Annotated in this window: 13 protein-coding genes and 1 tRNA gene; 11 read left to right on the top strand and 3 right to left on the bottom strand. The window is 71.4% G+C overall.

Annotated features, from left to right (window positions below; translation table 11 throughout):
• Positions 1-35: 35 nt before the first annotated feature.
• Positions 36-656, bottom strand: a complete 621-nt coding sequence (locus ABIE67_RS20140) for a 5-formyltetrahydrofolate cyclo-ligase (protein WP_370259225.1) — start codon at positions 654-656, stop codon at positions 36-38.
• A gap of 94 nt (positions 657-750) precedes the next feature.
• Between ABIE67_RS20140 and galU the strand changes: the two genes are divergently transcribed.
• The 7 genes from galU to ABIE67_RS20105 all read left to right on the top strand — a co-directional run bounded on the left by galU (position 751) and on the right by ABIE67_RS20105 (position 6,377).
• Positions 751-1,653 (top strand): UTP--glucose-1-phosphate uridylyltransferase GalU, encoded by a 903-nt coding sequence (galU, locus tag ABIE67_RS20135; protein ID WP_370259224.1) that lies wholly within the window; start codon positions 751-753, stop codon positions 1,651-1,653.
• Between the two features lie 4 nt (positions 1,654-1,657).
• Positions 1,658-2,980 (top strand): gephyrin-like molybdotransferase Glp, encoded by a 1,323-nt coding sequence (gene glp / locus ABIE67_RS20130; protein WP_370259223.1) that lies wholly within the window; start codon positions 1,658-1,660, stop codon positions 2,978-2,980.
• Between the two features lie 86 nt (positions 2,981-3,066).
• On the top strand, positions 3,067-3,561 hold the full coding sequence (gene moaC / locus ABIE67_RS20125; RefSeq protein ID WP_370259222.1) for a cyclic pyranopterin monophosphate synthase MoaC: 495 nt from the start codon (positions 3,067-3,069) through the stop codon (positions 3,559-3,561).
• Entirely contained in the window at positions 3,558-4,058 is a 501-nt protein-coding gene (locus tag ABIE67_RS20120; protein WP_370259221.1) for a molybdenum cofactor biosynthesis protein B, read from the top strand. Before moaC ends, ABIE67_RS20120 begins: the two co-directional genes overlap by 4 nt.
• A 20-nt stretch (positions 4,059-4,078) precedes the next feature.
• Positions 4,079-4,735: a GNAT family N-acetyltransferase gene (locus ABIE67_RS20115; protein ID WP_370259220.1), complete on the top strand. Its 657-nt coding sequence runs from the start codon at positions 4,079-4,081 to the stop codon at positions 4,733-4,735.
• 183 nt (positions 4,736-4,918) lie between these two features.
• Complete coding sequence (gene glpR / locus ABIE67_RS20110) at positions 4,919-6,232, top strand: gephyrin-like molybdotransferase receptor GlpR (RefSeq protein WP_370259219.1); 1,314 nt, start codon at positions 4,919-4,921, stop codon at positions 6,230-6,232.
• A 71-nt stretch (positions 6,233-6,303) separates the two neighbouring features.
• Positions 6,304-6,377, top strand: a tRNA-Ala gene (locus ABIE67_RS20105).
• Positions 6,378-6,565: 188 nt separating this feature from the next.
• Here ABIE67_RS20105 and ABIE67_RS20100 read toward each other — a convergent pair.
• Entirely contained in the window at positions 6,566-7,042 is a 477-nt protein-coding gene (locus ABIE67_RS20100) for a GNAT family N-acetyltransferase (protein ID WP_370259218.1), read from the bottom strand.
• Positions 7,043-7,119: 77 nt separating this feature from the next.
• Here ABIE67_RS20100 and ABIE67_RS20095 point away from each other — a divergent pair, with 77 nt between their 5' ends.
• A complete protein-coding gene (locus tag ABIE67_RS20095) occupies positions 7,120-7,923 on the top strand; it encodes an exodeoxyribonuclease III (protein WP_370259217.1) in 804 nt (267 codons plus the stop codon).
• A gap of 28 nt (positions 7,924-7,951) precedes the next feature.
• On the opposite strand, the gene ABIE67_RS20090 is transcribed toward ABIE67_RS20095, so the two are convergent.
• A complete protein-coding gene (locus ABIE67_RS20090; protein ID WP_370268755.1) occupies positions 7,952-8,581 on the bottom strand; it encodes a MerR family transcriptional regulator in 630 nt (209 codons plus the stop codon).
• Positions 8,582-8,768: 187 nt separating this feature from the next.
• Here ABIE67_RS20090 and ABIE67_RS20085 point away from each other — a divergent pair, with 187 nt between their 5' ends.
• The 3 genes from ABIE67_RS20085 to ABIE67_RS20075 are packed head-to-tail and all read left to right on the top strand — an operon-like array spanning position 8,769 to position 12,135.
• Positions 8,769-10,268, top strand: coding sequence for a flavin-containing monooxygenase (locus ABIE67_RS20085; protein WP_370259216.1), 1,500 nt, complete (start codon positions 8,769-8,771; stop codon positions 10,266-10,268).
• Positions 10,265-11,254, top strand: a complete 990-nt coding sequence (locus ABIE67_RS20080; RefSeq protein ID WP_370259215.1) for an alpha/beta fold hydrolase — start codon at positions 10,265-10,267, stop codon at positions 11,252-11,254. The genes ABIE67_RS20085 and ABIE67_RS20080 overlap by 4 nt, the downstream gene beginning before the upstream one ends.
• Positions 11,251-12,135: an SDR family oxidoreductase gene (locus ABIE67_RS20075; RefSeq protein WP_370259214.1), complete on the top strand. Its 885-nt coding sequence runs from the start codon at positions 11,251-11,253 to the stop codon at positions 12,133-12,135. The genes ABIE67_RS20080 and ABIE67_RS20075 overlap by 4 nt, the downstream gene beginning before the upstream one ends.
• Positions 12,136-12,201 lie beyond the last annotated feature (66 nt).

The following is a 12,201-nucleotide window of genomic DNA, read 5'->3' as shown; positions in this document are numbered from 1 at the left end:
GCGTGCGTGGAGGGCCCTTTCGCGCGGGAGGCGGCTCAGGACTCCCCGAAGCGGCGCACCCCCGACGGCGTCACCACCGCGTGCACCGGCCGGTCGTGCGGCTCCTCGGGGACGCGCTCGACGACCTCGGAGTCGTACAGCAGCACCACGAGCGAGGGCCGCACCCCCGCGCGTTCCAGACGGGCGAGGACGCGGTCGTACGACCCGCCGCCGCGCCCCAGACGCATCCCGCGCGCGTCGACCGCGAGGCCCGGCAGGAGCACCACGTCGGCGTCGGTCACGGCGTCCGGGCCGAGGCGTTCGCCGCTGGGCTCGAAGAGGGCCATTTTTCCGCCGTGTTGGACGCGGGTGAGGGAGTCCTCCCCGAAGTAGGCGCCCCAGTCGAGGTCGTTGTCGGGCAGAAGGGCAGGCAGCAGGACACGTACGCCCCGCGCGCGCAGCGCCTCGAGCAGCGCGAGGGTGCCGGGTTCACTCCCCACCGAGACGTACGCCGCCACCACGCGCGCGTGCGCGAACTCGGGCAGCTCCAGTGCCCGCCCGGCCAACTCGGTGGCCGATACCCGCACGTCATCCGCCGTCAACCTGCCTCTCACCGCGAGGATCTCTCGTCGCAACACTCGCTTGTCAGGCTCGGCCGGACGTCCGGTGTGACTCATGGGGCGCTCCCGTATCCTTCCCAATGTACTCATATGAGAGCCAAATAACCGGAGCCTCAGATTCCCTACAAAGGCACCGGATAAGGTGGCGGGCATGACTCAGTCCCACCCTCGGATCAGCAAGGCTGTCATCCCCGCAGCGGGTCTCGGCACCCGCTTCCTGCCGGCCACCAAAGCCACTCCCAAGGAGATGCTGCCGGTCGTCGACAAGCCGGCGATCCAGTACGTGGTCGAAGAGGCCGTGTCCGCGGGCCTCGACGACGTCCTCATGATCACGGGCCGCAACAAGCGCCCCCTGGAGGACCACTTCGACCGCAACTACGAGCTGGAATCGGCCCTGCAGAAGAAGGGCGACGCCGGCCGGCTCGCGAAGGTGCAGGAGCCCAGCGACCTGGCCACCATGCACTACGTGCGCCAGGGCGACCCCAGGGGCCTCGGCCACGCCGTCCTGTGCGCGGCCCCCCACGTGGGCCACGAGCCCTTCGCCGTCCTCCTCGGCGACGACCTGATCGACCCGCGCGACCCGCTGCTCAAGCGGATGGTCGAGGTGCAGGAGCAGCACGGCGGCAGCGTCATCGCGCTGATGGAGGTCGCGCCCGAGCAGATCCACCTTTATGGTTGCGCGGCCGTGGACCCCACCGACGACAGCGACGTGGTCAAGGTGCACGACCTCGTCGAGAAGCCGGCCGCGGCCGACGCCCCGTCCAACTACGCCATCATCGGCCGCTATGTGCTCGACCCGCACATCTTCGACATACTGCGCGAGACCGAGCCGGGCCGTGGCGGCGAGATCCAGCTCACCGACGCCCTCCAGCAGCTCTCGCAGGACGAGAAGGTCGGCGGCCCGGTGCACGGCGTCGTCTTCAAGGGCCGCCGCTATGACACCGGTGACCGTGGCGACTACCTGCGTGCCATTGTCAGACTCGCATGCGAACGTGAAGACCTGGGCCCGGACTTCCGGACCTGGCTTCGCAGTTACGTAGCCGAGGAGATGTAGCGAGTTGAGCACCGCCGCGCCCCGCCCCGCCGGCCAGGACCACCTCTGGTCGGTGGACGAACACCTGGAGGACATCCTCGCGACCGTCCGCCCCCTCGAACCCATCGAGCTGCAACTGCTCGACGCCCAGGGCTGCGTCCTGGTCGACGACGTCACGGTGCCGGTCTCCCTGCCGCCGTTCGACAACAGCTCCATGGACGGGTACGCGGTACGGGTCGCGGATGTCGCGGGCGCGAGCGAGGAGTTCCCCGCCGTCCTGGAGGTCGTCGGGGACGTGGCGGCGGGCCAGGCCGACCTGCTCCACGTGGGGCCCGGCCAGGCCGCCCGCATCATGACCGGCGCCCCGCTCCCGCCCGGCGCCGAGACCGTCGTCCCGGTGGAGTGGACCGACGGCGGCCTCGGCGAGGGCCCGGTGACCGGGATGCGGGCCCGCAGCCTCGCTCCCGAGGGTGCCCACGGCCAGGTGCACGTCTACCGCCCGGCCGAGGCACGCGCGCACGTCCGCGCGAAGGGCAGCGACGTGAAGGCCGGCGACCGCGCCCTCGAAGCGGGCACGGTCCTCGGCCCGCCCCAGATCGCCCTCCTCGCCGCGATCGGCCGCGGCACGGTCCGCGTGCGCCCGCGCCCGCGCGTGGTGGTGATGTCGACGGGGAGCGAACTCGTCCAGCCCGACGAGACACTGTCCGGCGGCCAGATCTACGACTCCAACAGCTTCGCCCTCACCGCGGCCGCCCGGGACGCCGGCGCCATCGCCTACCGCGTGGGCGCCGTCGCCGACGACGCCGAGACGCTCCGCTCCACCATCGAGGACCAGCTCGTCCGCGCCGACCTCATGGTCACCACCGGCGGCGTGAGCGTCGGGGCGTACGACGTCGTCAAGGAAGCCCTGTCGCACGTCGCCGACGAGGACGAGGCCGGCAGCGGCATCGACTTCCGCAAGCTCGCCATGCAGCCCGGCAAGCCCCAGGGCTTCGGCTCCATCGGCCCCGACCACACCCCGCTGCTCGCGCTCCCGGGCAACCCGGTGTCGTCGTACGTCTCCTTCGAGATGTTCGTGCGCCCCGCCATCCGCACGCTGATGGGCCTGGAGGACGTCCACCGGCCGAAGGCGACCGCGACCCTGACCGCCGACAAGGCGCTGACCTCGCCCAAGGGGCGCCGGCAGTTTCTGCGCGGGACGTATGCCGACGGCGCGGTGCGCCCGGTGGGCGGTGCCGGATCGCATCTGGTCGCCGCCCTCGCGCACGCGGACGCGCTGATCGTCGTCCCCGAGGACGTGGAGAGTGTCGAGCCCGGCGCCGAGGTCGAGGTGGTCCTGCTCGGCTGAGGGGGCCTGGTTGGCGGTACCGTGTCGCGCACAGCAGGCCCGTGCGCCGCACCGCGGCGGGCCCGGACCGGGAGCGCCACACCAGCATGAGCACGCAGGACCCATCCACCCAGGACCGCCTCACGCACATCGACGACGCGGGCGCGGCCCGCATGGTCGACGTCTCCGAGAAGGACGTGACCGCGCGCACCGCCCGCGCCAGCGGACGCGTCCTCGTCTCGCCCCGCGTGGTCGAGCTGCTGCGCGGCGAGGGGGTTCCCAAGGGCGACGCCCTCGCCACCGCGCGGATCGCCGGGATCATGGGCGCCAAACGCACCCCGGACCTGATCCCGCTCTGTCACCCGTTGTCGGTGTCCGGTGTGAAACTGGAGCTGTCGGTCGCGGACGACGCCGTGGAGATCGTGGCCACCGTGAAGACCACGGACCGCACGGGCGTCGAGATGGAGGCCCTCACCGCGGTCTCCGTCGCCGCGCTCACCGTGATCGACATGGTGAAGGCGGTCGACAAGGGAGCGGTCATCACGGACGTACGGGTCGAGGAGAAGACGGGCGGCAAGTCGGGCGACTGGAGCCGGGCATGACGTATCGCGCTCTTGTGGTCACCGCCTCCAACCGGGCTGCCGCCGGGGTCTACGAGGACAAGGGCGGCCCGCTGATCGCCCAGGGCCTCAAGGGCTTCGGCTTCGACGTCGAGGGACCGCAGGTCGTGCCTGACGGCGACCCGGTCCTCGCCGCCCTGCGCGCGGGGGTCGACGCCGGGTACGACGTCATCGTCACCACCGGCGGCACCGGCATCTCGCCCACCGACCGCACACCGGAGGCGACCCGTGCCGTCCTCGACTTCGAGGTGCCGGGCATTCCCGAGGCGATCAGGGCGTTCGGACGGGAGAAGGTGCCCACGGCGGCGCTGTCCCGGGGGCTCGCCGGAGTCGCCGGGCGCACGCTGATCATCAATCTGCCCGGTTCCAGCGGCGGGGTGAAGGACGGACTGGCCGTCCTGGAACCCCTCCTGATCCACGCCGTCGACCAGATCCGCGGCGGCGACCACCCCAGACCCAGCACTGGGGGTGCGAGCTGAACAGCCCATCCTGGCCCGTCGTGCTGAGGGACGGCGATGTCGTCCTGAGGCCGATAAAGATGCGCGACCAACGGGCCTGGCGCGAGGTCAACCGGCGCAACCGGGACTGGCTGCGGCCCTGGGAGGCGACCATTCCGCCGCCCACGCCCAGCGGGCCGATCGCGCACCGGCCGACCTACCGCCAGATGGTCCGGCATCTGCGGTCCGAGGCGAACTCGGGCCGGATGCTGCCGTTCGTCATCGAATACCAGGGGCGGCTGGTCGGGCAGTTGACGGTCGCCGGGATCACCTGGGGCTCGATGTGCTCGGGGCACGTCGGCTACTGGGTGGACGAGTCGGTCGCGGGCCGCGGGGTGATGCCGACGGCCGTGGCGCTGGTCGTGGACCACTGTTTCCGCAGCGTCGGTCTGCACCGCATCGAGGTCTGCATTCGCCCCGAGAACCGGCCCAGCCGCCGGGTCGTGGAGAAACTCGGATTCCGCGAGGAGGGGCTGCGTCCGCGATATCTCCACATCGACGGAGCCTGGCGGGACCACCTCGTCTTCGCGCTCACGGCGGAGGAGGTCCCCGAAGGGCTGCTCGGCCGCTGGCACCGGGCGCGCTCGCAGAAGACCTCGTCGAACCCGCAGAACACCCCACAGAACACCAGGCAGAACAGCCAGGGGAATCCCGCCTAGCCGGGAAATTGAATAAGTGTTCGAAATTGATCGCCGGATGACCGGCTCAGGGCATTAATTCGCGCCCTCGGTGGGCTGCTGATCGCATCGGTCACAAAAAAAGTTCGAAATATCAGCCAGATCGTGCGACACACCGGCTCAATTGGCGGATGGCCTCACGCAAACCCCTCTACCGTGTGAGGCGTGAGCAGCAGCGGCCTCATCTACGCAGTCATTGTCGGGGCCTGGGCCGCCTACTTGGTGCCGATGTGGCTCCGTAGGCAGGACGAGCTGAACGAGGCCCGTCCGACGGAACGCTTCAGCACAGCCATCCGGTTGCTGTCCGGACGGGCGGGGATGGAGCGCCGATACGCCAAGGACCTGCGCGCGCGCTCCACCGAGGAGGGGGAGCCCAGCGCCGATGACCCGGGCGACGTCACCGAGTCGGTGGACGTCCGGGCCTTCGCCATGCCTCCGACCCGTCCGCAGACAAAGGCGCAGGTCCCGGCACAGGCACCAGGCCGCCCGGAGTCGGCACGCGAGTCCGGGCGGGAGCCCGGGCGGGAACAGACGGGCAAGCCGGCTTCCGACCACGGCTCCCGGCCCGCACCCGAACACGGTTCCCGGCCGACACCCGACCGCGCGGGCGGACCCTCGGCCGAAGCGGGCTCCGGCCCGGCGGCCAAGGCGCGTAAACGGGTGCCCGCCGCCCGGCGAGCACCCTCGGACGAGGCGGCCGCCGCGCGGGCCCGGCGCCTGAAGGTGCTCGCGCGCCGTCGTCGCACCACCGTGATGCTCTTCCTCGCCTTCACCCTCGGCGCGATCGTCGCCGCGGTCGGCGGGCTCGCGTTCCTGTGGGCGCCCGGCGTCCCCGCCGTGCTGCTCAGCGGGTACATCGCGTATCTGCGGGCCCAGGAGCGCCGCCGTTTCGCCTACCAGATGGACCGGCAGCAGGCCGAGGCCGCCGCGCAGCGGCTTCGCGAGCATGCGCGCCAGTCGCGCCGGCGCGGCGCCCCCGACCCCGGGTCCGGCCTCGACGAGCCCGACGAGGGGCCCGAACCAGGCACCGACCCCGGACTGTCCGCCCTCGCCGCCGACCGGCGCGCCCTCGTCGAGCAGACCGATCACGCCGAGTGGGTCGACCAGCAGCGCGAGCGGCAGCGCAGGCCGGGGCGCGGGGACAGCTGGGACCCGGTGCCGGTGCCGCTGCCGACGTATGTGACCGCGCCGGTCGCGCCACGGGCCACCCCCGATGTGGACCTCGGCGCGCCGGACGCCTGGAGCTCGGCACGGTCGAGCACCGTCGGCGGGGACCGGGAGGCGGTCTCCGGCGCCGCGGACGGTTCCGCGCGGGGCGCGGAGCCGGAGGATACGACGCCCGAGGAGGAGAAGGCCGAGGGCGGCGGCCGTAGCGACGCCCGCCGGGCCGCCTCCGCCCGCCGGGCCCGTGAGCGGGGCCGCACGCCGCTGTTCGATCAGTACGAGGACGGCGACCGGCCGCGAGCCGCCAACGAGTAGCGGCCCTCGGCCGGCCAGGGAACGGATTTCCAAGCAGGCCGATCGGGGTGCTAAAGTTTCACTCGTTGCAAGGGCCTGTGGCGCAGTCCGGTAGCGCACCTCGTTCGCATCGAGGGGGCCAGGGGTTCAAATCCCCTCAGGTCCACCGCAACAACTTTCCAGGGAAACCTGGGAGTTGAGAGATCCCGTCCGATCAGTTGATCGGGCGGGATCTTTGCTATGCCCGGGTGTCGGCATCGCGAGGGGGAGCGTGGAGAAGGTCGACGCAGAGTTATCGGCGCGGCCCTCGCCTCCGTGGTCCTCAACCTCTGGGTAGGGGGACGTGTATTGCCGTCACAGGGCCTTGGCGTAACAGAGGCTCAGCTCGTGGAAGCGGTAGTAGCCGAACTTCTCGCACGGCTCGTACCCGCTGGACGTGTACAGCGCCACCGCCTCCGGCTGCTTGGCGCCGGTCTCCAGCACCATGCGCGTGCGGCCCGCGTCCCGTGCGTCCTGCTCCAGCAGGGCCAGGATGCGGCGCGCCAGGCCCTGTCCGCGCATCTGCTCGATGACGTACATCCGCTTCAGCTCGGCGTCCCCGTCCGCGTTGCCCTCGTCGTTCTTGTCCTGGGCGCGCCAGCCGCCGGAGGCGACGGGGGCGCCGAGGGCGTCGTACGCGAGCAGGTAGAGGCCGTTCGGCGGCGAGAAGTCCGTCGCGTCCAGGGGTGTGGCGTCGCCGCCGTCGCCGTAGCGGACGCCGTACTCGGCCTGGACCTGGTCGCTGAGCTTGACGGCGTCGGGGTGGTCGAAGGCGACCCGGCGTAGGTCCATGCCGAATACCGTATATGAGTTCAATTTCACCGGGTTCCAGAATCGGACGCGTTCCAGAGTGCCGGTATCGTGCCCGGGTGCTCACTGTGACCTCTGTGAATGTGAACGGGCTGCGGGCCGCCGCGAAGAAGGGCTTCGTGGAGTGGCTCGCCGGCACCGAAGCCGATGTGCTGTGCCTGCAGGAGGTGCGTGCGGAGCCGCAGCAGCTGCCCGAGCACGTCCGCACCCCCGACGGCTGGCACGTCGTGCACGCGCCCGCCGCCGCCAAGGGCCGCGCCGGCGTCTCCCTCTACACCCGCCGCGAGCCCGACCGCATCCAGGTCGGCTTCGGGTCGAGTGAGTTCGACGACAGCGGGCGCTACGTCGAGGCCGACCTCCCCGGTGTGACGGTCGCCTCCCTCTACCTGCCCTCCGGCGAGGTCGGCACCGAGCGGCAGGACGAGAAGGTCCGCTTCATGGGCGAGTTCCTGGCCTATCTGAAGGACCTGCGCGAGCGCGCCGCCGCCGACGGCCGCGAGGTCGTCGTCTGCGGCGACTGGAACATCGCCCACCAGCAGGCCGACCTCAAGAACTGGCGCGGCAACACCAAGAACTCCGGGTTCCTGCCGGAGGAGCGGGAGTGGCTCGGCGAGGTGTTCGCCCCCACCGCCGGCGGCTACGTCGACGTCGTACGGTCGCTGCACCCCGACGTCGAGGGGCCGTACTCGTGGTGGTCGTACCGCGGGCGGGCCTTCGACAACGACACGGGGTGGCGCATCGACTACCACGTGGCGACGCCGGGGCTGGCGGGCAGGGCGGTCAAGGGGTACGTCGAGCGTGCGGCCACGCATGCCGAGCGGTGGTCGGATCATGCGCCGGTGACGGTGGTCTACGACCGTTAGGGGCGCCGTCGGTCCTGCGGTCCCGCCGTCAGTCCCCGTCGCTCCGCTTCCGCAACCGCCGGTCCAGCGCCAGCGAAAGCTCCGCCTCCACCACGCTCCGGGCCAGCGGGCGAAGTCGCTGGAGGTCGTCCTCGTGGGCGTGGCGCAGCACCAGTTCGGCGAACATCTCCGCCAGGGCGTCCACGTGTTCGCGGACGCGCTTGCCGGCCGTCAGGACCTCGGCGAGGGGGATGCCCTCGCGGACCAGGGCCGAGGAGACGTCCAGGAGGCGGCGGCTGATGTGGACGATCTCGTCGCCGTCGGTGCCGAGGTAGCCGAGGTCCATGGCGGCGGCGAGGTTCTCGGGGGTGACCTCGCCCTCGAAGCGGGCGGCGAGTTCCTCGGGGGTGAGGCGGACCGGCTCCTCCTCGGTGGGGGCGTCGACGCCGAGGAGGTCGGCGACGCCGCGGCCGTGGTCGAGGGCGTCGGCGAGTTCCGCGATGCCGTTGAGGGTGTGGCCGCGTTCCAGCAGGGCCGAGATCGTGCGCAGGCGGGCCAGGTGGTGGTCGTCGTACCAGGCGATGCGGCCCTCGCGGCGGGGTGGCGGGATCAGCTTGCGTTCGCGGTAGAAGCGCAGGGTGCGGACCGTGATGCCGGCCAGGCGGGCGAGCTCCTCCATGCGGTATTCACGCTTCTCGGTCACCTGGGCACCTTAAGGCGTACCGCCGGTACCCGCGCCGGCGGCCGCTGATGTCAACGTCCTCGGTTCGACCCCTACCGGTCGGTACGGTCCTGCTCTACTCTCCCCATTGCGCCAGTGTTCACTGGCATGGTTCCGGTTCCGGGTGAAGCATGGAGGCACAGGCATGGCCGAACGCGAACATGTGCGGGTCGCGGTGGTCGGGTCCGGGTTCGGCGGACTGGGGGCCGCCGTACGGCTGCGGCGCGAGGGCGTCACCGACTTCGTCGTCCTGGAGCGGGCCGACAGCGTCGGCGGCACCTGGCGGGACAACAGCTATCCGGGGTGTGCCTGTGATGTGCCGTCCCATCTCTACTCGTTCTCCTTCGCGCCCAACCCCGACTGGCCGCGCGCCTTCTCCGGGCAGGAGCACATCCGGGCCTATCTGGAGCACGTCACGGACGTCTTCGGGCTGCGGCCGCACATCCGCTTCAACTCGGAGGTGAAGCGGATGACCTGGAACGGCGAGCGGCTGTGCTGGGACATCGAGACCAGTGGCGGGAACCTGGCGGCCGACTTCGTCGTCTCCGCCACCGGGCCGCTGTCCGATCCGAAGATCCCGGACATCCCGGGGCTGGGCTCCTTCCCCGGCCAGGTCTTCCACTCCGCCCGCTGGGACCACGACTACGACCTGCGCGGCAAGCGCGTCGCCATGGTCGGCACCGGCGCCTCCGCCATCCAGATCGTGCCGTCCATCCAGCCCGACGTCGAGCGGCTCACCCTCTTCCAGCGCACCCCGCCCTGGGTCATGCCCCGCGTCGACCGCGCCATCAGCGGCGCCGAACGCTCCCTGCACCGGGCCCTGCCCTTCACCGCGCAGCTGCGCCGCGGCCTGCTGTGGGGCATCCGGGAACTCCAGGTCCAGGCGTTCACCAAGCACCCCGACCAGCTGGGCCTCGTCGAGCAGCTGGCCAAGCGCAACATGGCCCGCGCCATCAAGGACCCCGCGCTGCGCGCCAAGCTGACCCCCGACTACCGCATCGGCTGCAAGCGGATCCTGCTGAGCAGTGCGTACTATCCGGCGCTCGCCCGGCCCAACGTGGATGTGGTGGCCAGCGGTCTGAGCGAGGTCCGCGGCTCGACCGTCGTGGCCGCCGACGGGAGCGAGGCCGAGGTCGACGCGATCGTCTTCGGTACGGGGTTCCATGTCACCGACATGCCCATCGCCGACCGGGTGGTGGGGGCGGACGGGAAGACGCTCGCCGAGGCCTGGAAGGGCGGGATGGAGGCGCTGCGGGGTGCCTCCGCGGCGGGGTTCCCGAACTGGATGACCGTCATCGGGCCCAACACGGGGCTCGGGAACTCCTCGATGATCCTGATGATCGAGTCCCAGCTGAACTACATGGCCGACTTCGTACGGCAGCTCGACGTCCTCGGCGAGCGGGTCGCCCTCGACGCGCGGCCGAGCGCCGTGGACGCCTGGAACCGGCGGGTTCAGGAGCGCATGAAGCGGACCGTGTGGAACACGGGCGGCTGCACGAGCTGGTATCTCGACGCGAACGGCCGTAACACCACCATCTGGCCCGGTACGACGAGCGAGTTCCGGCGGGCCACGCGAAGCGTGGACCTGTCGGAGTACGCCGTGGTCCGAGCCACCGTCAAGGAAAGCGCCGAGGTGACCGCGTGAGCCGTCTCATGCATGTGAAGTCCGGGCCGTACGCCCCGCCCGCCCCCACCCGCGAGCTGACGGCCTCGTCCGCCGACGGCGCCCGGCTGCACATAGAGGTGCACGGCCCCGAGGACGCGCCCGCCGTCGTCCTCGCGCACGGCTGGACCTGCTCGACCGCTTTCTGGGCGGCGCAGATCCGCGAACTGGCCACCGGTCACCGGGTCATCGCCTACGACCAGCGCGGCCACGGACGCAGCCCCGCGAGCCCCGCCTGCAGCGCCGACGCGCTCGCCGACGACCTCGAAGCCGTACTGAAGGCGACCCTCGCGCCCGGCGAGAAGGCCGTGATCGCCGGGCACTCCATGGGCGGCATGACGGTGATGGCCGCCGCCACCCGCCCGGGGTTCCGTGAGCACGCCGCCGCCGTCCTGCTGTGCAGCACCGGCTCCTCGCGGCTGGTCGCCGAGTCGACGGTCGTACCGATGCGGCCTGGACGGCTGCGGACCTGGCTCACCAAGCACATCCTCGGCTCCCGGGCGCCGCTCGGGCCGGTCACGCCGGTCGCCAGGGCGATCCTCAAGTACGCCACGATGGGCCCCGGTTCGGCCCCGCACATGGTCGAGGCCTGCGCGCGGATCGTGCACGCGTGCCCCCGCAAGGTGCGGTACGCCTGGTCGCACGTGCTCGATCTGCTCGACCTCGACCACGGTGTGCGGGAGTTGGCGGTGCCGACCGCGGTGGTCGTCGGCACGGCCGACCGGCTCACCCCGCCGGTGCACGCGCACGCGCTGGCCGCCGCGCTGCCCCAGTGCCTCGGCGTCACCGAACTGCCCGGCCTCGGACACATGACGCCGGTCGAGGCGCCCCAGCTGGTGACCGGGAAGATACGGGAACTTGTCACGACGTACACCCAGAGCACGACGTACACCCAGAGCACGACGCACCCGCAGAGCACGACGCACCCGCAGAGCACGACGCACACGCAGGTGAAGGAGGGCGCATGAGCAGGGTGAGCCTTGAGGGGCAGGTCGCCGTGGTGACGGGGGCCGCGCGTGGCGTCGGTGAGCTGCTCGCCCGCAAGCTCTCCGCGCGCGGCGCGAAGGTGGCGCTCGTCGGGCTGGAGCCGGACGCCCTGAAGCAGGTCTCCGAACGGCTGCACAGCGACAGTGACCACTGGTACGCCGATGTGACGGACCATGAGGCGATGAGCGTGGTCGCGCGGGAGGTCAAGGAGCGGTTCGGGAAGGTCGACATCGTCGTCGCCAACGCGGGGGTCGCGAGCGGGGGACCGTTCGTCGACTCCGATCCGGAGGCCTGGCGGCGGGTCATCGAGGTCAACCTCATCGGGTCGGCGGTGACCGCGCGGGCGTTTCTGCCCGTGCTGATGGAGAGCCGGGGATATCTGCTGCAGATCGCCTCGCTCGCGGCGATCACTCCGGCGCCGATGATGACGGCGTACTGCGCGTCCAAGTCCGGTGTCGAGGCGTACGCGCACAGTCTGCGGGCCGAAGTCGGTTACAAGGGCGTGCGGGTGGGGGTCGGGTATCTGTCCTGGACCGACACCGACATGGTGCGGGGCGCCGATCAGGACGACGTCATGCGGGAGTTGAGGAAGCGGCTGCCGTGGCCGTCCAACAAGACCTACCCGCTGGGGCCGGCGGTCGACCGGATCGTGGCCGGGATCGAGCGGCGGTCGAGCCATGTGTACGCGCAGTGGTGGCTGCGCGGGATGCAGGGGGTGCGCGGGTATCTGCCGGGGCTCATCGGGACGGTGGGGCAGCGGGAGATGCGGCGGTTCGGTGGGCGGCTGGAGGGGGTGCGGACGGGGTTGGTCGGAGCCGGCGGCGCCGCCGATGAGCAGGCGAGGATTACGCGGCGTAACTGATCGACATGCGTGCGGTTATCGCCCGTGTGAATCTGGTCGAGGCCCCACCGAGGGGCCAATCCCCCC

It is taken from the genome of Streptomyces sp. V4I8 (assembly GCF_041261225.1).
Classification (GTDB): Bacteria; Actinomycetota; Actinomycetes; order Streptomycetales; family Streptomycetaceae; genus Streptomyces.
Note: the sequence above shows the minus strand (reverse complement) of the source record. Positions and strands in the feature narration are given on the sequence as shown.

What these genes read in the sequence shown, in the direction of transcription:
- ABIE67_RS20075 (WP_370259214.1), top strand. Translation starts at nt 11,251, where the DNA reads ATGAGCAGGGTGAGCCTTGAGGGGCAGGTCGCCGTGGTGACGGGGGCC.
- ABIE67_RS20120 (WP_370259221.1), top strand. Translation starts at nt 3,558, where the DNA reads ATGACGTATCGCGCTCTTGTGGTCACCGCCTCCAACCGGGCTGCCGCC.
- ABIE67_RS20100 (WP_370259218.1), bottom strand. Translation starts at nt 7,042, where the DNA reads ATGGACCTACGCCGGGTCGCCTTCGACCACCCCGACGCCGTCAAGCTC.
- ABIE67_RS20085 (WP_370259216.1), top strand. Translation starts at nt 8,769, where the DNA reads ATGGCCGAACGCGAACATGTGCGGGTCGCGGTGGTCGGGTCCGGGTTC.
- galU (WP_370259224.1), top strand. Translation starts at nt 751, where the DNA reads ATGACTCAGTCCCACCCTCGGATCAGCAAGGCTGTCATCCCCGCAGCG.
- moaC (WP_370259222.1), top strand. Translation starts at nt 3,067, where the DNA reads ATGAGCACGCAGGACCCATCCACCCAGGACCGCCTCACGCACATCGAC.
- ABIE67_RS20090 (WP_370268755.1), bottom strand. Translation starts at nt 8,581, where the DNA reads ATGGAGGAGCTCGCCCGCCTGGCCGGCATCACGGTCCGCACCCTGCGC.
- ABIE67_RS20140 (WP_370259225.1), bottom strand. Translation starts at nt 656, where the DNA reads ATGAGTCACACCGGACGTCCGGCCGAGCCTGACAAGCGAGTGTTGCGA.